The sequence below is a fragment of the Thermobifida cellulosilytica TB100 genome (genome assembly GCF_001517975.1).
GTDB lineage: Bacteria > Actinomycetota > Actinomycetes > Streptosporangiales > Streptosporangiaceae > Thermobifida > Thermobifida cellulosilytica.
The window spans coordinates 155,771-179,336 of the sequence record NZ_KQ950185.1 but is presented as its reverse complement, the minus strand read 5'-3'; the positions used below and the strand labels follow the sequence as shown (position 1 = coordinate 179,336).

Sequence of the window (23,566 nt, the reverse complement as noted above, 5' to 3'; positions counted from 1 at the left end):
CCCGCTTCCGGTCCCCCGGGGGCGGCCCCGACACCGCGGTGCGACCCGGGCCGCCCGGGAAAAACCGGTTGGCACGGTGCCTATGCTGGCTGTGCGATGAAAACGCCGTCCGTGAAATCCCCGCTTGCCGACCTGCGGCGCCGCCTGCCCGGCCTCATGCCGCGCGACCGCCACCGACTGCGCCGCCGCATCGACGGCGCGGAGAAGATCCGCGACCTCGACCGACGCCGCTCCGTCGCCGCGGAGATCAGCGCCGACATCGACGACTGCGAGGCCAGGGTCGAACGGCGCCGCTCGGCCTTCCCCTCGATCGACTACCCGCCCGAGCTGCCGATCAGCCAGCGCAAGGACGACATCCTCGCCGCGGTGCGCGACCACCAGGTGGTGGTCGTGGCGGGGGAGACCGGATCCGGCAAGACCACCCAGCTCCCCAAGATCTGCCTGGAACTGGGGCGGGGAGTCCTCGGACAGATCGGCCACACCCAGCCGCGGCGGCTGGCCGCGCGCACCGTCGCCGAGCGCATCGCCGAGGAGTTGGGCACCACGCTGGGCGAGGGCGTCGGCTACAAGGTCCGCTTCACCGACACCTCCAGCGACAACACCCTGGTCAAGCTGATGACCGACGGCATCCTGCTGGCCGAGATCCAGCGGGACCGGATGCTGCGCGACTACGACACCCTCATCATCGACGAGGCCCACGAGCGCAGCCTCAACATCGACTTCATCCTCGGCTACCTCAAGCGGCTGCTGCCCCGCCGCCCCGACCTGAAGGTGATCATCACCTCGGCCACCATCGACCCCGAGCGCTTCTCCCGGCACTTCGACGACGCGCCCATCATCGAGGTCTCGGGCCGCACCTACCCGGTGGAGGTGCGCTACCGGCCGTTGGCCGCCGAGGCGCTGGTGGACGACGACGCCGACGCCAACGCCGTCACCGACGACCGCGACCAGATCCAGGGCATCTGCGACGCCGTGGACGAGCTGTGCGCCGAGGGCCCCGGCGACATCCTGGTCTTCCTCAGCGGCGAACGCGAGATCCGCGACACCGCCGAGGCGCTCGGCAAGCACCTGGCCCGCCGCTACCCCGAGGGCAGCCCGCAGGCCGTGGACATCCTGCCGCTGTACGCGCGGCTGTCCGCGGCGGAGCAGCAGCGCGTGTTCCGGCCGCACTCCCGGCGGCGCGTCGTGCTGGCCACCAACGTGGCCGAGACCTCGCTGACGGTCCCGGGCATCAGGTACGTGGTGGACCCCGGAACCGCCCGCATCTCCCGCTACAGCCACCGCACCAAGGTGCAGCGGCTGCCGATCGAGCGGATCTCGCAGGCGTCGGCCAACCAGCGCAAGGGCCGCTGCGGCCGGGTCGCGGAGGGCGTCTGCATCCGGCTGTACTCGGAGGAGGACTTCCTCTCCCGCCCGGAGTTCACCGACCCCGAGATCCTGCGCACCAACCTGGCCTCGGTCATCCTGCAGATGGCCGCGCTCGGGCTCGGCGACGTCGCGGAGTTCCCGTTCGTGGACGGCCCCGACCGGCGCCAGGTCAAGGACGGTGTCGCGCTGCTCACCGAACTGGGCGCGCTGCAACAGGCGGAGGACGGGCGGACCCGGCTCACCCCGCTGGGCCGCAGGCTCGCCCAACTGCCCATCGACCCGCGGCTGGGCCGGATGGTCCTGGAGGCCGAACGCAACGGCTGCGTGCACGAGGTCATGGTCATCACCGCGGCGCTGTCCATCCAGGACCCGCGGGAGCGCCCGGTCGAGCAGCAGCAGGCCGCGGCCCAGAAGCACGCCCGCTTCGCCGACCCGGAGTCGGACTTCCTGGCCTACCTGAACCTCTGGAACCACCTGCGCGAGCGGCAGCAGGAGCTGTCGGGCAACCAGTTCCGGCGCATGTGCCGCGAGGAGTTCCTCAACTACCTGCGGGTACGGGAGTGGCAGGACATCTACTCCCAGCTCAAGCAGATCGTGCGGTCCCTGGGCATCGAGGTCAACACCGCGCCCGCCGACTCCAAGCGCATCCACCTGTCCCTGCTGTCGGGCCTGCTCTCCCACATCGGGCTGAAGGACCCCGAGAAGCACGAGTACCTGGGGGCGAGGGGCGCCCGCTTCGCGATCTTCCCCGGCTCGGCGCTGTTCAAGAAGCAGCCGCGGTGGGTGATGTCGGCCGAGCTGGTGGAGACCTCGCGGCTGTGGGCGCGCGTCAACGCCCGGATCGAACCCGAGTGGGTGGAGGAGCTCGCCGGCCACCTGGTCAAACGCACCTACAGCGAACCGCACTGGGAGAAGCGGCGGGGCGCGGTCATGGCCTACGAACGGGTGACGCTGTACGGGGTGCCGCTCGTCACGCAGCGCAAGGTCGACTACGGCCGCATCGACCCGAAGACGGCGCGGGAGCTGTTCCTCCGGAACGCCTTGGTGCAGGGGGAGTGGGACACCCGGCACGAGTTCTTCCACGCCAACCGCAGGCTCCTGGAAGAGGTCGAGGACCTGGAGCACCGCGCCCGCCGCCGCGACATCCTCGTCGACGACGAGGTCCTGTTCGACTTCTACGACCAGCGCGTCGGCGCCGAGGTGGTCTCGGTCCGCCACTTCGACAGTTGGTGGAAGCGGGTGCGCCGCACCCAGCCCCGCCTGCTGCACTTCGACCGGTCGATGCTGGTCAGCGACGCGGCGGGCGAGGTCACCGAGGAGGACTACCCGGACTTCTGGCAGCAGGGCGAGCACCGCTTCCGGCTCACCTACCAGTTCGAGCCGGGGGAGGCGGCCGACGGGGTGACCGTGCACATCCCGCTGAAGGTGCTCAACCAGGTCAGCGCCGAGGGGTTCGACTGGCAGATCCCGGGCCTGCGGGAGGAGCTGGTGACGGCGCTGATGCGGTCGCTGCCCAAGGCGATCCGGCGCAGCTTCGTCCCGGTGCCCGACCACGCCGCCGCGGTGCTCAAGCGGCTCAGGCCTCGCACCGAGCCGCTGCTGGAGGCGCTGTCCCGGGAGCTCACCGCGATGGGCGGCCCCCGGGTCACGGTCGACGACTGGCAACTGGACCGGGTGCCCGACCACCTGCGGATGACCTTCCGCGCCGTGGACGAGAAGGGACGCTCCCTCGCCGAGGCCAAGGACCTGGAGGAGCTGCGCCGCCGCCTGCAACCGCGGCTGCGCGAGGCGATCTCGGCCGAGGCCGCCGGGATCGAGCGCACCGGACTGACCTCCTGGGACTTCGGTCCGCTGCCCCGGACCTTCGAGCGCCGCACCGCCGGGCACGTGATCAGGGGCTATCCGGCGCTGGTGGACGAGGGGACGAGCGTGGGGGTGCGCATCTTCGACAACGCGGCGGCCCAGCGGCACGCCATGGTCGCGGGCACCCGGCGGCTGCTCATGCTCACCGTGCCCTCCCCGGCCCGGTTCCTCCAGGGCCACCTGAGCAACCAGAGCAAGCTGGTGCTCAGCCGCAGCCCGCACGGCTCGGTGGCCGCGCTCTTCGACGACTGCGTGGCCTGCGGCGTGGACGCGCTGGTCGCGGAGGCGGGCGGTCCGGTGTGGGACCCGGACGCCTTCGCGAAACTGCGTGAGCACGTCCGGGTCCACCTGGTCGAGCGGGTCATGGACATCCTCGCCACGGTGGAGAAGATCCTGGCCGCGGCGCAGCGGCTGGAGAAGCAGCTCAAGGGGACCACGAGCCTGGCGGTGCTGCCGTCGGTCACCGACATCCAGAACCAGCTCGGCGCGCTGGTGGGGCCGGGGTTCGTCACCGCCGTCGGGTACCGGAGGCTGCGGGACCTCGTCCGCTACCTGCGGGGGATCGAGGTGCGGCTGTCCCGGCTGCCGCACAACCCCCGGCGGGACCAGGTGAACACGGCCAAGGTGGCGCAGATGCGCCAGGCGTACCAACAGCTCCTGGACAGCCTGCCCCCGGGGGTGCCGCCCGGCCCGGAGCACGAGAGCATCCGCTGGATGCTGGAGGAGCTGCGGATCAGCTACTTCGCGCAGGAGGTGGGCACCGCCCACGCGGTCTCCGACAAGCGCATCCTCAAGGCCATCAGCGAGGTCCGGTCGGGAGGGGGCGGCTGAGCACCGCCCCGCAGCCGCGGGCGCCGGGGCCGCTCCCGGCATTCCGATTCCCGGGAAAACGGCAAATGGCGGAGAGGGCCGTCGTGGAATTCTTCGGGGTGTCGGTGCTTTCCCGGAAAAGGACAGGAGAGTACGCGGCGTTCGCTGTTCCGGCTGGACGGAACGACAAGCACATATGCATCCAGATTGTCTAAAGAATCGAGAAAAAGTGACGAGTGTCACTCTTCTGTCGGTGTGAGAGAGTGGTGCCCTCTCTTCAAGAATGCCGGAGGAGCTGCGCTGCGGCGCGGCCCTGCGGAGCCGGGACGGGCGGCCGCCGGCTGTTGCGGAGTGTGACGGAAAGGTGGGTTGCGGTCACCGCCGATCAGCTTGGAAAACGTCGGCTTTGCCGAAGGGCTAGGCTTTTCTGTGCTAGTGTGACCGCCGATTCACTCTTTATCAGCATTTAGGCGGCATGCTGTCAGGAATGGCGGTCACGTCCCGTGGCCGACGCCGTCGTCCCTGCGCACGGTGCTCCTGCCGTACGCAACCGGCTACGGCGCGACCCGTGAGAGTGGATGCCCTTACCGCAACCGCGCCGCCGATGTCAAACAGCCCCCGCAATATTGAGGAGATGTGCCGTGGCACAGGTGCCGTCACCAGGTGAGCACACGGGGCACCCCCTGTCGCACGCGCCGCAGGCGGAGGCGGACTCCTCCCGTGACGGGAGGTCGGGGACAACCCGCCGCCTGTTCTCCCGGATCTTCGCCAGGCTCGGTAGGACGCCGAAGCACTCCCCCGGCTCCGAGGCGGTCCCGTACGGCTATCCGGCTCCCCAGGGCTACCCGCAGGGACAGCCGTACCCCCCGCAGGAGGGCTACCACCCCTACCCGCAGGGCTACCCGTACCCGCAGGGCTACCAGCCCTATCCGCAGGAGTACTTCCCGCCGACGCCGTACGGCTACCCCCCGGTGCAGCCGTACGCCCCCCACGGCCACCCCCCGGCCCCCTACGGAGGGCAGCAGGACCCGGCGGCACCCCCGGCGCCCGCGGCCCCGGCGGAGCAGTACGCCCCCGGCTACCAGGCGCCGCCCGCCGTGCAGCAGGAGCCCGAGCCCGCGGCCGAGCAGGCCGAGACGGCGCCCCGGGCCGAGGCCGTCCAGGAGGCCGTCTCCCAGGAGCAGGCCGCGGTCCAGGAACAGCCCGCCGTCCAGGAGCAGGAGGACGCGCACCGCGACCGGCTCGAGGTCTCCGAGAACGACGTCACCAGCGCGCTGGTCAACCTGGCCATGCGCGACCTGACCCTGGTCGAGTCGCTGCTGGACATCGTCGAGGAGCTCGAGGACACCACCGAGGACTCCGAACTCCTCGAGAAGCTGTTCAAGATCGACAACCTCGCCACCCGGATGCGGCGCAACGGCGAGAACCTGCTCATCCTCGCCGGCCAGGACACCGGGGACCCGCAGATGGAGCCCGTCTCGCTGCTGGACGTCTGCCGTGCGGCGATCTCCGAGATCGGCGACTACGACCGGGTCCGCCTGGGCCGGATCCCCCCTCTCTTCATCGAGGGCCGGGTGTCCGACGACCTCAGCCACCTGCTGGCCGAACTGCTGGACAACGCCACCGCCAAGTCCCCGGACTACGCCCAGGTCGTCATGAGCGCCCAGAGCATGGGCGACGGGCGCCTGCTCATCACCGTCGAGGACGAGGGCATCGGCCTCCCCGAGGACCAGCTCGCGGAGATCAACCGGCGCTTGCAGTGCGCCCCGGTCCTGGACGAGGACACCCTCCGGCACATGGGCATGTTCGTGGTGGGGCGGATCGCGCACCGGCACGGGTTCCAGGTACAGCTGCAGGCGCGCGCCTTCCGCGGCATCAGCGCCCATGTGGTCGTGCCGACCGAGCTGGTCGGCGAGGAGGGCCCCAAGCCCGAGCCCGTGTTCGAGACCGTGACCGCCGCCCCAGCAACGATGAGCCCGCCCGCCATGACCTCCCCCACACCGCGCCCGCCCAGCAGGGACGACGGCCCCGCCTTCACCGCTGCGGGACTGCCCCGACGCGGCGCACACCGCAGCAACCGAACACCTCTTCCCCTGCCGGGCACACCGGTCCAGGAGGCGGCGGACGAGCCGGAGGACGCCGAGAGCCGGGCCGCGCGCATCCGCGCGGACCTCGCGGAGTTCCTCGAAGGCGAACGCGCCGCCACCGAGAACGAGCGATGAATGCCCCGTGCAGCCACATCCCCGCCACAACAGGAGCAGGACGGACATGGACAACCGCTTGAGTGAGAGCGCTGAGAACTTCACCTGGCTCGTCTCCAACTTCGTCTCCGAAGTGCCAGGCGTCGAACACGCGATCGTGGTCTCCTCCGACGGCCTGCTGCTGACCGCGTCCCGGGACTTCCCCGAGGAGCACGCCGAGCAGCTCGCCGCGATCGCCAGCGGTCTGCAGAGCCTGGCCGAGGGCACCGCGCGGATGTTCGGCAAGGGAGACTCCGAGCAGCTCATCCTGCGGATGAAGCACGGCTACCTGTTCGTCATGTCCATCAGCGACGGTTCCTCGCTGGCGGTGCTGACCTCCAAGGAAGCCGACATGAAGATCGTCGCCTACCAGATGACCCTGCTCGTGGAGAACGCCGGTCACGTGCTCACCCCGCAGCTCCGCTCCGAACTGCGCGAGATCGTCCGCTGACCCCGGTGACGGCGCTGGGCGAAAGATGAAGAGGAAGCCATTTCCATGAGGAGTCACCGCAGACGACGGAGAGCGCGCATCCGCCCGTACACCTTCACCGGCGGACGCACCCGGTCGCGCCATCCGCTGATGGTGCAGACCCTGGTCTCCCGCGCGGACGAACGGGTCGAGCCGCCTCGCAACCTGATGCCGGAGTCGGAGCGGATCTACCGGTTGTGCGCGCAGGTGCGCTCGGTGGCGGAGATCTCGGCGGAGCTGAAGCTGCCGCTGGGCGTCACCCAGGTGCTCATCAGCGACCTGGCCGACCAGGGACTCGTCTACATCCACCCCACGATCACCGGGCACAGCCCGTCCGAGAACCAAGTACTGGAAAGGGCGCTCCGTGGCCTCGAACGTCTCTTCCAATAAGCGCCCCTCTGTGGCGTCGACCAAGATCGTCATCGCGGGAGGCTTCGGCGTGGGCAAGACGACACTGGTCGGCTCGGTGTCGGAGATCCCGCCGGTCACCACCGAGGCGGTGATGACCGAGGCGAGCGTCGCCCACGACGACGTCTCCGCCACACCGGACAAGGTCACCACCACCGTGGCGATGGACTTCGGCCGCCTCACCCTGGACGACGAGCTGATCATGTACATGTTCGGCACCCCGGGGCAGGCGCGGTTCTGGTTCATGTGGGACGACCTAGTGCGCGGGGCGATCGGCGCGGTCGTGGTGGTCGACGCCCGCCGGCTGGCGGACTGCTTCGACGCGATCGACTACTTCGAGAAGAAGCAGGACATCCCCTACCTCATCGCGGTGAACAAGTTCGACGGGAAGCTGGACTACACCCTCGAGCAGATCCGGGAGGCCGTCGAGGTCGGCCCCGAGGTGCCGATCGTCGAGTTCGACGCGCGCGACCGCTTGGAGAGCGGCAACGTCCTCAAGACGCTGCTGCGCTACACGCTCTCGCGGGCCAGGGAGCGGCAGCGGGAGGCCGACTGAGCCTCCCCGCGCCCGGAGCCGCGTCCGGGACGGGCGCCCGGCCGCACCGTCGGGCCTGTGGCCTCCCGCAACGGGGGAGGAGGGCCACGGGCCGCAGACGGGGCCGCCCGTCCGTCGGCTCCGTCGCGCGGGCGACCGCCCCGCTCCGGCGGCCCCGGAGGCGGCGCGGTCCTGCGACCGCCCCTTCTCCCCGCCGGGTGTCCCGCAAAAGAAAAGTGGGTAGGTTTGCGGCGTTGTGTCTAGAAAAGGGAAACGAGGCCCGAACCTATGAACCAGGCACGGACCAGCCCGTCGACACGCCCCGGTGTGCACCGCTTCGCCGAACCGACCGCCGAGGCCGACCTCGTCTGCTTCCTGCACGCGGGAGGGCTGCCCACCGCCTACCGCCCCTGGGCGGCCGAACTGGGTGACAGGTTCACCGTGTGGGTCGCCACGGTACGCCACCAGAAGGCCACGGGTGCCGCATCCGACCCGTGGTCCGACTACGTCCGGCAGCAGACCGACGCGCTGGAGGACCTCGACGGCCCGCTCACCCTCTACGGCCACAGCCTGGGCGCGCTCTCGGCCTACGAGACCGCCCGGGAACTGCGGCGGCGCGGGCGGGAGGTCACCCGGCTGGTGGTCAGCGGGGCGGACGCGCCGCACCTGCCGCGGAAGGTGGACCTGCCCACCGATCCGGTCGCCCTGGTCCACGCCGTCGCCGACTACTACGGCGGGATCCCCGAGGTCCTGCTCCACGACGAGGAGCTGGCGCGCGCCTTCGGCGAGGAGATGAGAACCGACTTCGCGGCGGTCTCCGCCTACACCTGGCGCCCCGGACCGCCGCTGGACGTCCCGCTGACCGTCGTGGGCGGCACCGACGACCCCGTCGTCACCGACGAGGGACTACGCGCCTGGCAGCAGCACACCACCGGACCGTTCCGCCTGGAGCGGCTGCCCGGCGGACACTTCTTCACCGACACCCAGCGCCGGGCGCTCCAGGACCTCCTGGACTGAACACGCCTCCGGACCGCCGCCCCCGGTGAACGGACCGACACTGTCCGGATCGGGGGCGGCGGCATAGAGTGTCGCTGGCCCCGGAAGGCGGGGGCGTGCGACAACCGGAAGGAACCCGATGACACGACGCCGGCTGCTGTGGATCGGCTCCTACACACCCGATTCCGGAATCACGGGCAGCGCGGCGGGGGTGCAGAGCGTCTGGTTGGACACCGGAAGCGGCACCCTGGCCGAGGCGGAACTGGCGGTCCCGGCCAGCGGCCCCTCGTTCGTGGTCCGCTCCGCCGACGGGCAGCGGCTCTACGCGGTCAACGAACTCGGTGAGGGGCGCGTCAGCGCCTTCAGCGTCACCGGGCAGCGGCGGCTGGCCGATCTGGGCGGCGCCCCGACGGACGGCTCCTACCCCTGCCACCTGCTGGCCCACCCGGCGGGACGGCACCTGATCGCCGCCAACTACGGAGACGGCAGCGTCAGCGTGCACCCCCTCGGCCCGGACGGCGTTCCCGGGAAACCGGTCCAGCGGCTGACCCACACCGGTTCGGGACCCAACGCCGAACGGCAGGAGGGACCGCACGCGCACAGCGTCTACCCCGCCCCGGGCGGCACCCACCTCCTGGTCGTCGACCTCGGCACCGACGAACTGCGCTGCTTCCCCTTCGACGCCGCCGCCGACCGCCCCGCCGGACCGCAGCACGTCGCGGCCCGCCTGGCGCCGGGCAGTGGTCCGCGCCACCTGGCGGTGCACTCCTCCGGCCACCTGTACGTGGCCGGAGAACTGGACTCGCGGGTGCACGTCCTGCGCTTCGACCCCGCCGCCGCGCGGGCCGAGGCCGTGGAGTCCGTGCCCGCGACCGGGGCCGAGGGGGACAACTACCCGGCGGAGATCGCGCTCTCCGCGGACGAGCGCCGCCTCTACGTCGCCAACCGGGGCGCCGACACCATCGCCACCTTCGAGGTGTCGGCCGACGGGACCCGGGTGCGCCACCTGGCCGACACCCCCACCGGGGGAGCCTGGCCGCGCCACTTCGCGCTGGTCGACGGGTACGTCGTGGTGGCCAACCAGAACTCCGAGACGCTGACGGTGCTCGCGGTGGACCCGGACGACGGTGTCCCCCGACCGCCGCACCACACCTTCGAGATCCCCACCCCGGTGTGCGTGCTGCCCGCCCAGGCCGGATGAGCCCGCGCCGCGCCGACGGGAGGCGACGCCAGTCGGCGCGGCGGGCCGCCTCCCCAGGAGCGGGACGAAGGTCACGACGGTGCGGAAAACCCGGGAGGTCCTTGGACAGTCCCCACAACTTCCTCGCCGGGAAAGCTGTCCCACTCCCCATTCCTCCTGCTCACGGTCGAGTGGCCACAATAGGGCTGGAGATTTCCTCCAAAATCCCGACAAGTACGAGGAGTGGCCCATGACCGTCTCCCCACCGCCCGCCCCCCGCTACCGCGGCCTGGCCACGCGCGACCTCGCACTCATCGCCCTGTTCGCCGCCCTGCTCGCCGCAATGAGCCTGGTGCCCGGGATCCCCGTCGGCAGCGTGCCGATCACCTTGCAGACCCTGGTCGTCGTCCTCGCCCCCAGCATCCTCGGTGCCAAACGCGGCGTCCTGGCGGTCGTGACCTTCCTCGCGCTGGCGGCGGCCGGACTGCCGATCCTGTCCGGCGGGGCAGGAGGACTGGCCTCCTTCGCCGGAGCCTCCGGCGGCTTCCTCGTCAGTTGGATCTTCGTCGCGCTGTTCATCGGCCTGCTCACCGACCGCATGCTGCCGAAGTACCGGTTCTGGCGCGGCCTGGTGATCAACCTGGCCGGCGGAATCGTGGTGTGCTACCTGATCGGCGGCCCCTGGATGGCGCTGGTCGCCGGACTGGACCTGACCGCCGCCCTGGTCGCCCTGGCGGCCTTCGTGCCCGGCGACGTCGTCAAGGTGGTCGTGGCCACCCTCATCGCGACCAGCGTGCACCGCGCCTACCCGGTGCCGCCCGCGGGCAACCGGGTCGCCTGAGCGGGACTGGTGACCCATGATCCGGCTGGAGAACGTGACCCACGCCTACGGCGACCGGGTGGTCGTCGACGGCGTCTCCCTGGAGCTGAGCGAGCACCGCATCGGCCTGATCGGCGCCAACGGGTCGGGCAAGTCGACCCTGGCGCGGATGCTCAACGGCCTCGTCGTCCCGGACGCGGGCCGGGTGCTCGTCGACGGCCTGGACACCCGCACGCACGCCCGGGAGGTCCGCCGCCGGGTCGGCTTCGTGTTCTCCGACGCCGACACCCAGATCATCATGCCCACGGTCGCCGAGGACGTGCGGATCGGACTGCGCGGCAGCGGACTCGGCCGGGCCGAGATCGAGGAGCGGGTGGACGCGGTCCTGGCCCGGCACGGTCTGGCCGACCACCGCGACCACCCCGCCCACCTGCTGTCCGGCGGGCAGAAGCAGATGCTGGCCCTGGCCTCGGTCATGGTCACCGAACCGCGGGTCCTGGTCTGCGACGAGCCGACCACCCTGCTGGACCTGCGCAACGTGCGGATCGTCACCGAGACCCTGCGCGCCCTGCCCCAGCAGGTCATCCTGCTCACCCACCACCTCGACACGCTCGCCGGGTTCGACCGGGTGCTGGTCATGGACGCCGGAAGGATCGTGTTCGACGGCGCTCCCGAGGCCGCCGTCGAGTACTACGTCGACCTGATGGGGCAGCACTCGTGAACACGATCGGCCTGTACGTCCCCGGGACCTCGCTGCCGTACCGGATTCCGGCCGGGGCGAAACTGCTCGTCCTGCTGGGCGTGGTCACCGTGCTGCTGGTGCTGGGCGACCCCTGGGTGTCGCTGGGGGCCGCGGCCGCCGTCGTCCTGCTGTACCCGCTGTTCGGACTGGCCGGCCACCTGTGGCACGCCTTCCGGCCGGTGCTGCTGTTCCTCGCGGTCGTCGCGGCCTTCCACCTCCTCCTCACCGACGCACAGACCGCGGTGCGCGTCTGCTCCCAGCTCGCCGCGGCCGTGCTGCTGGCCGGACTGGTCACCCGCACCACCCGGGTCAGCGAGATGCTCGCCCTGTTCGAGCGCCTGGCCCGGCCGCTGCGGCGGGTGGGGGTGCGTCCGGAGCGGGTGGGGCTGGTGCTGGCGCTGACCATCCGCTGCATCCCGATGGTGGCCCAGTCCTGGCGGACCTCGCGCGAGGCGTACCTGGCGCGGGGCCTCAGCGGCGGAGCCCACCGCATGGTGGTGCCGGTCATCGTGAACCTGATCCGCTCGGCCGAGGCGCTCGGCGCGGCCATGAACGCCCGGGGCATCGACTAGGGCGGCCCGCGGAGCCGGAACGCGCGCCGCCGCGGCCCGGGACGACACGGCGTTTCCCGGGGTGAACGCCCGCCTCCGCTGTGGCATGGTGGGGGAACCAGTCCGCATCGCGGACCCGTTTCATTTTTTCGAAGGCGTTTCGACATGCGAAAGCGTTCGGCGTCGCCCGCCCATCCGCCCGAATCCGTGCCGTTGCGCGGGGCAATCCTGGGGACGGTGCTCTTCCTGCTCGCCACGACGGTGCTCGCGGTGTTCTCCCCCGGCGCCTCCCGCTCCCCCGAGCCGCTGCTGCGGACGAAGCCGTCTCCCCCGGAGCAGACCGCACCGGAGCCCGAACCGCAGCCGCCGCCCCTGAGCGCGGACGAGTACGACAGGCTCACCCGCACCCTGGACGGCTACCTCACCGGACGGGACTGCCGGCTCTCGATCGCACTGCACGACCTGCGCAGCGGCGCCACCTACTCCTACGGCGCGGACCGGACCTACGCCACGGCGAGCCTGGCCAAGCTCAACATCCTCGCGCTGCTCCTGCTCCAGGCCGACGACGAGGACCGCGAGCTCTCCGCCGACGAACGCCGCCTGGCCGCCGAGATGATCCGCTACAGCGACAACGACGCCGCCGACGAACTGTACGCGCGCATCGGCTTCGACCAGGGGTTCGTCGCGGGGAACGAACGGCTCGGGCTGCACGCCACCGAACCCGGCGCCGGCGGCGTGTGGGGCGCCACCCGGACCACCACCACCGACCAGCTCCGCCTGCTGCGCGCCGTCTTCACCGGGATGAGCCCACTGTCCGAGCGCAGCCGCGACTACGCCCGGGAGCTGCTGGGAAACGTCGCACCGGAGCAGGCGTGGGGCGTGTCGGCGGCAGCGGGCGAGGGCGACACGGTGGAGCTGAAGAACGGCTGGGTGCCCCGCAGCAGCGACGGGGACCGGTGGACCGTCACCAGTGCGGGGCGCGTCGTGAGCGCCGACCACGAGTACCTCATCGCGGTGCTCTCCGACCACCACCCCGACTACTTCAGCGGGATCGAGTGCGTCGAGCACGCCGTGGCCACGGTCGTCGCCGCGGTGGACGGCGGCGACGCCTAGCGGCAGGCGCGGGCCGCATCACGGCGCGGGAGGCAGGTCCACCAGTTCGGCGATCCTGGCGCGGTGCCGGTCGGCCGTGCCGAGGGCGATGGCGGAGCTCTTGGCGCGCTTCAGGTACAGGTGGACCGGATACTCCCAGGTGAAGCCGGTGCCCCCGTGCAACTGCACCGCCTCCTCCGCGGCGCGCACCGCCACCTCCGACACGAACGCCTGCGCCAGGGCCGCGGCCAGCGGGGCGTCCGGCGAGCCGTCGGCCAGCGCGCCCGCCGCGTTGCGCACCACCGCCCGGGCCTGGGAGAGGGAGACCCACAGGTCGGCGAGCCGGTGCTTGAGGGCCTGGAAGGACCCGAGCGGGCGGCCGAACTGCACCCGCTCCTTCAGGTGGGCCACGGTCGTGTCCAGCGCCCACTCCGCCGCGCCGAGCTGCTCGGCGGCCAGCAGCGCCGCCCCCGCCACAAGGGCGGACTCCAGCGCGTCGGCCGCTCGCCGCCCGGAGGCCACCGCCACCGCCGCGGCCCCGTCCAGGCGCACCTCGGCCAGCGGCCGGGTCTGGTCCAGGCTCACCACGGGAGTGCGCACCGCCCGGTCGGCCTCCACCAGGTACAGGCCGGGGCCGTCCGCGGCCACGGCGGGCACCACCAGGACGTCGGCGGTGAGTGCGTCGGCCACGCCGGGGACGGTTCCGTGCAGGGTCCCGCCCTCGGCTCGCACCAGGGTGGGGAAGTCCGCTCCGGGTGCGGTGGACAGCGGCACCGCCAGAGCGGCGGTGCGCCCGCCCGCGGCCAGGTCGGCCAGCAGCGCGCGGACCGGCTCCCGGCCGTCCAGCGCGGTCAGGGCGGAGGTGGCCAGCACGGCGCTGCCCAGGAACGGCACCGGGGCCACGGCGCGCCCCAGCTCCTCGGCGACCACCGAGCTCTCGCGCGCCGTGGCGCCCGCCCCGCCCAGGTCCTCGGCGACGGACAGGCCGGCCACCCCCAGGGCCGCCAGCTCCCGCCACAGCGCGAGGTCGGCGGCCTCGGCCGGGTCTCCCGGACCCGACACCCGGTCCAGCACCGACCGCCACGGGCACCTGTCGGCCAGCAGCTGCCGCACGCTGGCGCGCAGCTCCTGCTCGACGTCGCTGTACAGCAGGTTCGGCTCGGATGTGCTCACCTCGGCAGGTCCTTCCAGGCGACGTCCTTGTCGGTGCGCGGCTCGGCGGGCAGGCCCAGGACGCGTTCGGCGATGACGGTGCGCAGGATCTCCGAGGTCCCGCCCTCGATCGAGTTCCCCCGGGAGCGCAGGTAGCGGAAGCCTGCGCCACGGCCCAGCAGGTCCGGCCCGTCGGGGCGGCGGAACGACCAGTCGTCGTAGGTGAGGCCGTCGACGCCCAGGAGTTCCAGTTCCAGCCCGCTGATGCGCTGGTTGAGCTCGGCGAAGGAGAGCTTGACCGCCGACCCCTCGGGGCCGGGCTGGCCGACGGCCGTCTGCTGGCGCAGCCGTTCCCTGGTCAGCCGGGCGGCCTCGGCGGCCACCCACAGCCTCAGCAGCTCCTCGTGCAGCCCGCGGGTGCGCAGTTCGGGGCGGGTGCGCCACAGGTCGCTGACGATCCCGATCAGTCCGCCCTCGCGGGGCTCGGGACGGCCGCCGATGGAGACCCGCTCGTTCATCAGGGTGGTCAGGGCGACCTTCCAGCCCTGGCCGACCTCGCCGAGCCGCAGGCTGTCGGGCAGCCGCACCCCGTCCAGGTAGACCTCGTTGAACTCGGCCTCCCCGGTGATCTGCCGCAGCGGCCGCACGTCCACGCCCGGAGCGGTCATGTCGCAGATGAAGTAGGTCAGCCCGCGGTGCTTGGGCACCTCGGGATCGGTGCGGGCCAGCAGGAGGGCCCAGCGTGCCCGGTGGGCCAGCGAGGTCCACACCTTCTGGCCGTGGACCACCCAGTCCGCGCCGTCGCGGACCGCGCGGGTGCCCACGGCGGCCAGGTCCGACCCGGCGCCGGGTTCGCTGAACAACTGGCACCAGACCTCCTCGCCGGTGTAGAGCGGCTTGAGGAAGCGGTCCCGCTGCTCCCGGGTGCCGAAGGCCGCGATGGTGGGCGCGGCCATGCCCAGGCCGATGACCAGGCCCTCGCGGCCCGCGGGGACGAAGCCGTGGCGTTCGAACTCCGCGTCGACGACGTTCTGCAGGGCGCGGGGAGCGCCCAGGCCGCCCGCGCCCACGGGGAAGTGCACCCAGGCCAGGCCCGCGTCGAAGCGGGCGGCGAGGAACTCGGTCTGGTCGGTGGCGGCGGGGTCGTGCTCCGCGACGAACTCGGCGACCCGGCGGCGCAGTTCCGCGGCGTCCGGCGGTGTTCCGGTGGATGGTGTCACGACGAACCTCTTCCGGGGAGACGGTGCGGCCCGGCGGGCGGGCCGGTGCGGCCCGCCCGCCGCGGCGCCTAGTCCAGCGGGCCGCCGGCCACGTAGATGACCTGGCCGGACACGTATCCGGCCTCCTCGCTGGCGAGGAAGGCGACGGTGGCGGCGATGTCCTCGGGCACGCCCACCCGGCGCACCGGGATCTCGGCGGCGCGGGCGGCCTTGAACTCCTCGAAGTCCACCCCGATCCGTTCGGCGGTCGCCCGGGTCATCTCGGTGGCGATGAAGCCGGGAGCGACGGCGTTGACGGTGACGCCGAACTTGCCGAGCTCGATGGCCAGGGTCTTGGTGAAGCCCTGGATGCCGGCCTTGGCGGCGGAGTAGTTGGCCTGGCCGCGGTTGCCCAGCGCGGAGCTGCTGGACAGGTTGACGATGCGGCCCCAACCCTGCTCGGTCATGTACGCCTGGGCCGCCCGCGACATCAGGAACGTGCCGCGCAGGTGGACCCGCATGACGGTGTCCCAGTCGTCGTCGGTCATCTTGAACAGCAGGTTGTCGCGGATCACGCCGGCGTTGTTCACCAGGATGGTCGGCGGGCCGAGCCGTTCGGCGGTCGTCTTGACCGCGGCGTCGACCTGGTCGGTGTCGCCGACGTCCGCGCCGATCGCGATCGCCCTTCCGCCGGCCTCGGTGATCGCGTCCACGGTGGCCTTGGCGCTCTCCTCGGTGAGGTCGAGCACCGCGACCGCGTGCCCTTCGGCGGCCAGCCGCCGGGCGGTGGCGGCGCCGATGCCGCGTGCCGCACCCGTGACGATCGCGACGCGAGGGGTCTGGGACATGGTGGCTCCTCCAAGTGACGATAGGCGGACCGGTCCTGGTCCGGGCTGTCCAGTGCGCGGTCGAAGCGATCCTAGCCATTCTTACCGACCGGATGGTATGTCGGGGTGGCTCTCCCGGCGCCGCTCCGGACGGCACCCCGCCGGAGGGCGGGCGCCTCGCGCGGCGGCGGGGCGGTGCCGCCGCCGCGGAGCGGCCGGTGTTTCCTCGGAGTGCGGGGTCACCGGGGAAAGGTTCCCGGCCCGGAACCCCGCAGACGGAATCGCGGTCTTTTTTGTCCGCACTTCAACTGATAGAAGGGCGTGAATGTTCTAGGATGCCTCTCAGGAGGCTCGTGCACGTGCATTCGGACCTTGCATTTGCATAGTCCTCGAACCTGTGAGCGATCGAGACGACGGCAAGGGGACCGCGGTGACCGGACAATCTACCCAGAGGTCTGTCAGGGGGGCGCCGAGACAGGAAGCAGCACCCACGCCGACTCTCGACGCGACGGAACGGGCCTGGTGGCTGCCTGCCCTGCGCAACGGGACGCCCTGCTGGGGCAGCCATCCGGGGACGGCGAGCTACGACAGCCTGGTGTGGCGCCTGAATCCGGACTACGGAGCCGTGAAGATCGCCCGCGACCTGGCCGCGGGGGCGCTGCGCGACTGGGGAATGGCCCACCACACCAGCGACGTGGAACTGGTGGTCTCCGAACTCGTCACCAACGCGCTGCGCCACGCCCGCACCGAAAACGGTCGGGAGAGTATCGTCCAGCTCAGTGCCCTGCGCCGGGGGGCGGAGCTGGTCTGCGCGGTCCGTGACGGCAGTGACCGGCTCCCCCAGCAGAAGGAGGCGGGCTTCATGGCCGAGAGCGGGCGCGGCCTCCACCTGGTCTCCTGTTTCAGCCGTACCTGGGGAGCGGTCCGCACGGCCGTCGGAGGCAAATTCGTCTGGGCGCTTTTCTGCTGACCGGAGAATATGACTGCGGTTCGGCGGAACGCCGGACGATATGCGCGGTCATCGGACGGTCTGCTCCGTGGAACGGCGCAAAAACTGAACTCTCTGGCGATATCGTGTAACCATTGGAACGGTAGTGCACGGGCCGGTGTCCCGGTGTGACCGGTTCCGACCAGACCAAGAGGGTGGGGAGGCAGCAGCGGTGAGCGTGGCCCAACCGGAGCCGGGCAGCGGCCCGACCGTCCGCCGGATACTGCTCGGCTACCAGCTCCGCCAGCTGCGCGAGTCCAAGGGGGATCTCCCGGGCGGACGCCGCCTACAAGATCCGCGGGTCCGAGTCCAAGATCAGCCGCGTCGAGCTGGGCCGGGTCGGTTTCAAGATCCGCGACGTCGAGGACCTGCTCACGTTCTACGGCGTGGAGGACCCCGCCGTTCGGGCCTCCTTCCTCACCCTGGCCCGCGAGGCCAACGAACCCGGTTGGTGGCAGAAGTACGGGGAGTCCCTCCCCGCGTGGTTCCAGTCCTACGTCGGCATGGAGGAGGCCGCCACCCAACTGCGCGTCTACGAGACCCAGTTCGTGCCGGGCCTGTTGCAGACCGAGGACTACGCCCGCGAGGTCATCACGCGCGGCGGCAAGAAGAAGCTGGACGACACGGCCAGGGACCGGATCGCCACGCGGATGCGCAGACAGGAGCGCATTCGGAAGAACCGCAACGTCAAGCTCTGGGTGATCATCGACGAGCCCGCTGTGCGGCGTCCGGTGGGAACGCCTGCAATCATGCGCGCGCAATTGCAGCATCTCTACGAGCTCAGCCACGAGCCCAACATCACGTTGCAGATCGTCCCGTTCCACCAGGGGGTGTTCGCGGCCGAGACCGGCTCCTTCACCATCCTGCGCTACCCGGAGTACGACCTGCCCGACATCGTCTACGTGGAGCAGCTCACCGGGGGCATCTTCCAGGAGAAGCGCTCCGACGTCGAGCAGTACACCATGGCCCTGGAGTGGCTGGCGGTCGTCGCCGAGCGTCCCGAGCAGACCCGCAAGCTGTTGCAGCAGATGATCCGGGAGCTGGAGGACTGAGTCCCCGGGGCGCCGGTGGAAACAACAAAAGGCCCCAGTGCAGGTGTGCACGGGACCGAGAGGGCTGGTTAGCCGAGCAGGTTGTCGAAGTCGCCGTCCTTCGCCCCCAGGATGAGGGCGTTGATCTCGGCCTGGGTGTAGATCAGGGCGGGACCGTCGGGGAAGCGCGAGTTGCGCACGGCGATGGAGCCGTCCGAGAGCCTGGCCATCTCCACGCAGTTGCCGATCGAGTTGCTGCGGCGGCTCTTCTGCCAGGTGACGTCGCCCAGTTCGGTGGCGGGAATACCGTTGTAAGCGTTCATGTGCACGCTCCCTCTGTCAGTCTTCGTGCGGGGTTGCCACTGTGCGCATGCCTTTGCATCGTCAAATGCACGTGCATTCGCATGTGACTTTGCTCAGGATAGCGCATGGGTATGTGATTTCCCGGTGAAACGGCTGAGGTCGCGGCAGACCACGGCGACCCCGCGCGCGTTCCGCGGGGCCGCGATGCTCTGAAATCGAGTGACAAAGACCGATAAGAAGGACGGGTGCCGGCGGGGGAAGCAACCCGATTGTTATGGACCCGGACGAGGGCGGGCGGGGACCGCAGTGCTCAGGAACAGTCCAGCGCGGCGGTGAGAGCGTCCAGGTTCGCCCGCATCACCGACGGGTAGTCCGTGCCGGGCGACTCCTCGGTGAGGCTCTCCAGGGGATCCAGCAGCGAGACCTCGATGCCGGCCTCGTCCGCGACGGTCCTGGCGAGGGAGGGGTCGGTCAGGGGAGAGGTGAAGATCGTCGTGGCGCCGTGCTCCTCGACGGCGTGCACCACCTCGGCGATCCGGCCCGGTGAGGGCTCGGTGTGGCTGTCCAGGCCGGTGACGCCGATCTGCTCCAGACCGTGGGCGTCGGCCAGGTAGCCGAACGCCGCGTGGGCCACCACCAGTTCGCGCCGTGCGCACCCGGACAGGCCGGAGGCGTACGCGCTGCCGAGGTCGGCCAGCTCCGCGGTGACCGCATCGCGGTTCTCCCGGTAGACGTCCGCGTGCTCGGGGTCGGCCTCGCCCAGCCGGTCGGTCAGCGCTTCGGCGAGCACGGCCATGCGCTCGGGGTCCAGCCACAGGTGCGGGTCCAGGCCGCCGTGCTCTTCCTCTCCGTGCTCTCCGTGGTCCTCCTCGTGCTCGTCGAGCTCCAGTTCGGGGGCCGGGAGCAGGTCGACCACCTCGGCCGCGTCGAGGGAGCGGTCCGCGGCGTGCTGGCTGACCGCCTCGTCGATGGCGGGCTGCATCCCCCCGATGTGCAGGACCACGTCGGCGTCGCCGATCGCCCCGATCTGCCGGGGGGACAGTTCCAGTTCGTGCGGGTCCGTGCCCGCCTCCGCCAGGTTGGTGACCGTGACCGCCTCGCCCCCGATCCGGGAGGCCAGCCACTCCAGTGGATAGACGCTGGTGACCACCTGGGTCCCCGAGGCCCCGCCGGTGCCGTCGGAGCACGCGGTCAGGGAGGCCAGCAGCGCGCCCGCGGCACCGGCGGTGATCACTTTCGTCGTGATTCCTGAGTTCATGGAACCATCATCACGAAAGTGAAAACCATTGTCAATTTCGGTTGTATGTCCGCTTTGCTGGCTGTCGCTACCGCAGCTCGGCGAACCGCTCCACGTCGTTGGTCCTGCCTGCGACGATGATGATGTCCCCCTTCTGGGGGACGGTGTCCGCCGTGGCGTAGGTGAACGACTCGCCGTGCCGCTTGATGGACACCACGGTGATCCCGTGGGTGGCCCGCACCCCGCTGTCGCCCAGCCTGCGGCCGATGATCTCCATGGGGGCGCGGGTCTTGCCGAGGGCGAAGTTCTCCTCGATCTCGACGTAGTCGAGCATCCGCCCCGACAGCAGGTGGGCGACCCGCTCGCCCATGTCGTGCTCGGGCAGCACCACGTGGTGGGCGCCGATCTGCTGGAGGATGCGGCCGTGGCGCCGGTTGACCGCCTTGGCCCAGATGTTCGGCACGCCCATGTCCACCAGCAGGGACGTGGTCAGGATGCTCTCCTCCAGGTGGCTGCCGATGGCCACCACCGCCCGGGAGAACTCGTGGGCGCCGATCTGGCGCAGTGCCTCGTCGTCGGTGGTGTCGGCGACGACGGCGTGGGTGAGGGTGTCGGCGTAGGACTGCACCCGGCGCGGATTGTTGTCCACGCCCAGCACCTCCCAGCCGTGGGCGACCAGCTCCTCGGAGAGGGAGCCGCCGAACCGGCCCAGGCCGATGACGAGTACCCGCCGGTCGTTGCTCGTACTGCGGGGCACGGGTTTCTCCTAGGTGTGTCAGCCGATGATGGGACGGCCCTCGGGCAGATCGTAACGTCGGGTGCGCTCCCGCAGGGCCAGGGCGGAGGCGAAGGTGATCGGGCCGAGGCGCCCCGCGAACATCAGTATGGTCAGCAGGATCTGTCCGTGGGTCGGCAGAGCCGGGGTGATGCCGGCGGACAGGCCGACCACCCCGAAGGCCGAGACCACCTCGAACAGGATCTCTTGCAGGGTGAAGGGCGAGGTCGCGGTCAGGTAGATCGTCGCGAAGGCGATCCCCGTCATCGACAGGAAGGTCAGGCTGAGCGCCTGGCGGACCGCGCCGGAGGAGAGCCTGCGGCCGAAGGCGTGGACCTGCGGATGGCCCCGGACCTCGGCCCACACCACGAACCAGATGACCGCGAACGTACTGGTCTTGATGCCTCCGGCGGTGCTCGCGCTCCCCCCGCCCACGAACATCAGCATGATGGTGACGAACAGGGTGTGCGACTCCATGGCGGCCACGTCCACCACGTTGAAGCCGCCGCTGCGCGGCATGACCCCGTGGAACGCGCCGTCGAGCAGCTTCTGCGGCCACGGCAGCGGCCCCAGGGTCGCGGGGTTGCCCCACTCCAGCGCGGTCACCGCGACCATGCCGCCGACGAACAGCAGCAGCGAGGTCCACACGGTCATCTTGGTGTGCAGGCTCCACCGCCGCGGCGTGCGCAGGTGCCTGCGCAGCTCCAGCAGGACCGGGAAGCCCAGCCCGCCGAGGACCGTGGCCAGCGCGATCGGCCCCAGGATCAGCGGGTCCCCGGAGAAGCGGGTGAGGCTGTCGCCGTAGAGGGACAGTCCGGCGTTGTTGAAGGCCGACACCGCGTGGAACAGTCCGCTGTAGGCCGCCTCGTCCAGTCCCATCCCGTGCGCCAGCCACATCCGGGGGACCAGCACCAGGGTGAGCAGGGCCTCGCAGACCAGGCTGGTCGCCACGATCCGGAGCACGATCTCGCGGGCGTCCCCCACGTTCAGGGTGCGCTGCTCGCTCTGCACCGACAACTGCATGCGCAGCCCGAAGCGCCGGATGACCACCAGGCCCAGGACCGAGGCCAGGGTCATGATGCCGATGCCGCCGACCTGGATCAGCGCCAGGATGACGCCCTCGCCCAGCGGCGACCAGTGGTCCCCCAGGGCGACCACGCTCAGCCCGGCCACGCACAGTGCGCTGGTCGCGGTGAACAGCGCCTGGGACAGGGTGGTGGTGCCCGGGTCCTGCTGGGAGGCGGGCAGCATCAGCAGGCCGGTGCCGAGGACGATCACCGAGGCGAACAGCAGGACCAGCACCCGGGCGGGCCTGCCCCAGACCGCGCGGGACAGGGCGGCACCCGGGCCGCTGGAGCCGAGCGGCAGGCGGTGCGACAGGCGTAGGGTCCAGCTCCGCAGACCACGCAGTCTCTCCCACATCCTCAGTTCGCCGTCCTCACCACAGCGATCGCCGGACGCGATCGGCACGGAAGATCGAAGTTGGCGCCGCGCTCCGAGCGGGCGCGTCGACGTGCGTTCCCTGGGACGGCGCCGGACCCGCCGGGGTTCCCACGTCCGCGGAGCGGTCAGGAGGAGTCGGCGCGCTCGCGCGCCGAGCGGTAGTGGGCGTTGCGCACCGCCAGCACCGAGACGGCCAGCACCGTCGCGGCGAGCGAGGCGAGCAGCACCCCGGCCTTGGCGTGGGCCAGGATCTCCGGCTGGCCGGAGAAGGACAGTTCGGTGATCAGCAGGGAGACGGTGAACCCGATGCCCGCCAGCATGGCCATCCCGACGATGTCGACCCAGCTCAGCGACGGGCTCAGCTCGGCCGAGGTGAGCCGGGTGGTCACCCAGGAGCCGCCGGCGATGCCGACGGTCTTGCCGACGACGAGCCCGGCCAGGATGCCGAGCGAGGCGGTGTCCTCGAACAGCGCGCCCAGCCCGCCCTCGAAGGCCACGCCCGCCGACATCAGCGCGAACACCGGCAGCACCAGACCCGACGACCACGGGCTCAGCAGGTGCTCGACGCGGTGGCTGGGCGCCTCCGTCTCACCGGCCAGCGGCACAGTCCGCATGAGCAGCCCCATGGCCACCCCCGCGATGGTGGCGTGCACCCCGCTGGCGTGCACCAGGATCCAGACGGCGCAGGCCAGCGGAAGGTAGACCACCCAGTTGGGCAGCGCGGAGGCGTTGAGCCGGGCGGCGAGCCCGCGGCCGCGTTGCAGGTAGCCGAAGACCGCGAGCAGCGCGGCCGCGCCGAGCAGCGGCGGGAAGGACAGGTGGTCGGTGTAGAAGACCGCGATGACCACGATCGCGCCGAGGTCGTCGACGATCGCCAGGGTCAGCAGGAAGGTGCGCAGGGCTGGGGGCAGGTGGCGGCCGACGATCGCGAGCACCGCCACCGCGAAGGCGATGTCGGTGGCCATCGGGACGCCCCAGCCGACCAGCCGGACCGGGTCGGAGGCGTTGAAGGCGGAGTAGATCAGCGCGGGGACGGCCATGCCGCAGAGCGCGGCGACGATGGGCAGCATCGCCCGGCGGGGGTTGCGCAGCTCCCCGTGGACGAACTCCTGTTTCAGCTCGTTGCCGACGACGAAGAAGAAGACGGCGAGCAGGCCGTCGGCCACCCACGCCTCCACCGAGAGGTGGAGGTGGACCGCCTCGGGGCCGAAGGAGAAGTCCCGCAGCGCCTCGTAGGAGTGCCCGAACGGGGAGTTCGCCCAGAGCAGCGCGACGGCGGCCCCGCTGATGAGCAGGAGGCCGCCCACGACGTCGGAGCGGAGCAGCGCGGCGATCGTGCGGAACCTGCCGCCTGTCGTGTGCGTGGTCATGCCGCTTCCCTCCGGGCGATCGTTCGTCGGACACCTCGCCGACCAGACTTCCCGGCACACCAGGGCGCAGACCACGCGATCCCGGTCACCGGGTCCGCGGGCCCCGGGCAACTGTGCCATGCCCGCGGCCTCCTGTCCAGGGAACAGCCGATCGCCTGGTCAGCGGA

General features: G+C 71.2%; 20 protein-coding genes and 1 pseudogene. 13 read left to right on the top strand and 8 right to left on the bottom strand.

Features of this window, described 5'->3' with window-relative positions; translation table 11 throughout:
• Window positions 1–96 precede the first annotated feature (96 nt).
• The 11 genes from hrpA to AC529_RS16480 all read left to right on the top strand — a co-directional run bounded on the left by hrpA (window position 97) and on the right by AC529_RS16480 (window position 13,095).
• Window positions 97–4,062 carry an ATP-dependent RNA helicase HrpA gene (hrpA, locus tag AC529_RS16530; protein ID WP_068758265.1) on the top strand — a complete coding sequence of 1,322 codons (3,966 nt, stop codon included), beginning with the start codon at window positions 97–99 and terminating at the stop codon, window positions 4,060–4,062.
• 620 nt (window positions 4,063–4,682) lie between these two features.
• Window positions 4,683–6,263 carry an ATP-binding protein gene (locus AC529_RS16525; protein WP_068758264.1) on the top strand — a complete coding sequence of 527 codons (1,581 nt, stop codon included), beginning with the start codon at window positions 4,683–4,685 and terminating at the stop codon, window positions 6,261–6,263.
• Window positions 6,264–6,309: 46 nt separating this feature from the next.
• Window positions 6,310–6,732 carry a roadblock/LC7 domain-containing protein gene (locus AC529_RS16520; protein WP_068758263.1) on the top strand — a complete coding sequence of 141 codons (423 nt, stop codon included), beginning with the start codon at window positions 6,310–6,312 and terminating at the stop codon, window positions 6,730–6,732.
• A 45-nt stretch (window positions 6,733–6,777) separates the two neighbouring features.
• Window positions 6,778–7,140 carry a DUF742 domain-containing protein gene (locus tag AC529_RS16515; protein WP_083948355.1) on the top strand — a complete coding sequence of 121 codons (363 nt, stop codon included), beginning with the start codon at window positions 6,778–6,780 and terminating at the stop codon, window positions 7,138–7,140.
• A gap of 10 nt (window positions 7,141–7,150) precedes the next feature.
• Window positions 7,151–7,714, top strand: a complete 564-nt coding sequence (locus AC529_RS16510; protein WP_068758261.1) for a GTP-binding protein — start codon at window positions 7,151–7,153, stop codon at window positions 7,712–7,714.
• Between the two features lie 267 nt (window positions 7,715–7,981).
• Window positions 7,982–8,710: a thioesterase II family protein gene (locus AC529_RS16505; protein ID WP_068758260.1), complete on the top strand. Its 729-nt coding sequence runs from the start codon at window positions 7,982–7,984 to the stop codon at window positions 8,708–8,710.
• Between the two features lie 118 nt (window positions 8,711–8,828).
• Window positions 8,829–9,890: a lactonase family protein gene (locus tag AC529_RS16500; RefSeq protein ID WP_068758259.1), complete on the top strand. Its 1,062-nt coding sequence runs from the start codon at window positions 8,829–8,831 to the stop codon at window positions 9,888–9,890.
• A 229-nt stretch (window positions 9,891–10,119) separates the two neighbouring features.
• Window positions 10,120–10,710: a biotin transporter BioY gene (locus AC529_RS16495; protein ID WP_068758258.1), complete on the top strand. Its 591-nt coding sequence runs from the start codon at window positions 10,120–10,122 to the stop codon at window positions 10,708–10,710.
• Between the two features lie 16 nt (window positions 10,711–10,726).
• Window positions 10,727–11,410, top strand: a complete 684-nt coding sequence (locus AC529_RS16490; RefSeq protein ID WP_068758257.1) for an energy-coupling factor ABC transporter ATP-binding protein — start codon at window positions 10,727–10,729, stop codon at window positions 11,408–11,410.
• Window positions 11,407–12,003, top strand: coding sequence for an energy-coupling factor transporter transmembrane component T family protein (locus tag AC529_RS16485; protein WP_068758256.1), 597 nt, complete (start codon window positions 11,407–11,409; stop codon window positions 12,001–12,003). The genes AC529_RS16490 and AC529_RS16485 overlap by 4 nt, the downstream gene beginning before the upstream one ends.
• A 192-nt stretch (window positions 12,004–12,195) precedes the next feature.
• Window positions 12,196–13,095 (top strand): serine hydrolase, encoded by a 900-nt coding sequence (locus tag AC529_RS16480; RefSeq protein WP_394326452.1) that lies wholly within the window; start codon window positions 12,196–12,198, stop codon window positions 13,093–13,095.
• An 18-nt stretch (window positions 13,096–13,113) separates the two neighbouring features.
• On the opposite strand, the gene AC529_RS16475 is transcribed toward AC529_RS16480, so the two are convergent.
• The 3 genes from AC529_RS16475 to fabG all read right to left on the bottom strand — a co-directional run bounded on the left by AC529_RS16475 (window position 13,114) and on the right by fabG (window position 16,273).
• A complete protein-coding gene (locus AC529_RS16475; RefSeq protein ID WP_068758254.1) occupies window positions 13,114–14,247 on the bottom strand; it encodes an acyl-CoA dehydrogenase family protein in 1,134 nt (377 codons plus the stop codon).
• Entirely contained in the window at window positions 14,244–15,446 is a 1,203-nt protein-coding gene (locus AC529_RS16470) for an acyl-CoA dehydrogenase family protein (RefSeq protein ID WP_068758253.1), read from the bottom strand. Before AC529_RS16470 ends, AC529_RS16475 begins: the two co-directional genes overlap by 4 nt.
• Window positions 15,447–15,514: 68 nt before the next feature.
• On the bottom strand, window positions 15,515–16,273 hold the full coding sequence (fabG, locus tag AC529_RS16465) for a 3-oxoacyl-ACP reductase FabG (protein WP_068758252.1): 759 nt from the start codon (window positions 16,271–16,273) through the stop codon (window positions 15,515–15,517).
• A 604-nt stretch (window positions 16,274–16,877) separates the two neighbouring features.
• Here fabG and AC529_RS21010 point away from each other — a divergent pair.
• On the top strand, window positions 16,878–17,222 hold the full coding sequence (locus AC529_RS21010; protein WP_232306788.1) for an ATP-binding protein: 345 nt from the start codon (window positions 16,878–16,880) through the stop codon (window positions 17,220–17,222).
• Window positions 17,223–17,460: 238 nt separating this feature from the next.
• Window positions 17,461–18,292 (top strand): annotated as a pseudogene (locus AC529_RS16455) (helix-turn-helix domain-containing protein).
• A gap of 68 nt (window positions 18,293–18,360) precedes the next feature.
• Here AC529_RS16455 and AC529_RS16450 read toward each other — a convergent pair.
• From AC529_RS16450 to nhaA, 5 genes are all read right to left on the bottom strand, one after another.
• Window positions 18,361–18,594 carry a DUF397 domain-containing protein gene (locus tag AC529_RS16450; protein WP_068758250.1) on the bottom strand — a complete coding sequence of 78 codons (234 nt, stop codon included), beginning with the start codon at window positions 18,592–18,594 and terminating at the stop codon, window positions 18,361–18,363.
• A 290-nt stretch (window positions 18,595–18,884) separates the two neighbouring features.
• Entirely contained in the window at window positions 18,885–19,832 is a 948-nt protein-coding gene (locus AC529_RS16445) for a metal ABC transporter substrate-binding protein (RefSeq protein WP_198156461.1), read from the bottom strand.
• Between the two features lie 67 nt (window positions 19,833–19,899).
• Window positions 19,900–20,568: a potassium channel family protein gene (locus tag AC529_RS16440; protein ID WP_068758248.1), complete on the bottom strand. Its 669-nt coding sequence runs from the start codon at window positions 20,566–20,568 to the stop codon at window positions 19,900–19,902.
• Window positions 20,569–20,586: 18 nt separating this feature from the next.
• Window positions 20,587–22,008 (bottom strand): TrkH family potassium uptake protein, encoded by a 1,422-nt coding sequence (locus AC529_RS16435; RefSeq protein WP_068758247.1) that lies wholly within the window; start codon window positions 22,006–22,008, stop codon window positions 20,587–20,589.
• 146 nt (window positions 22,009–22,154) lie between these two features.
• Window positions 22,155–23,399, bottom strand: coding sequence for a Na+/H+ antiporter NhaA (nhaA, locus tag AC529_RS16430; protein WP_068758246.1), 1,245 nt, complete (start codon window positions 23,397–23,399; stop codon window positions 22,155–22,157).
• Window positions 23,400–23,566 lie beyond the last annotated feature (167 nt).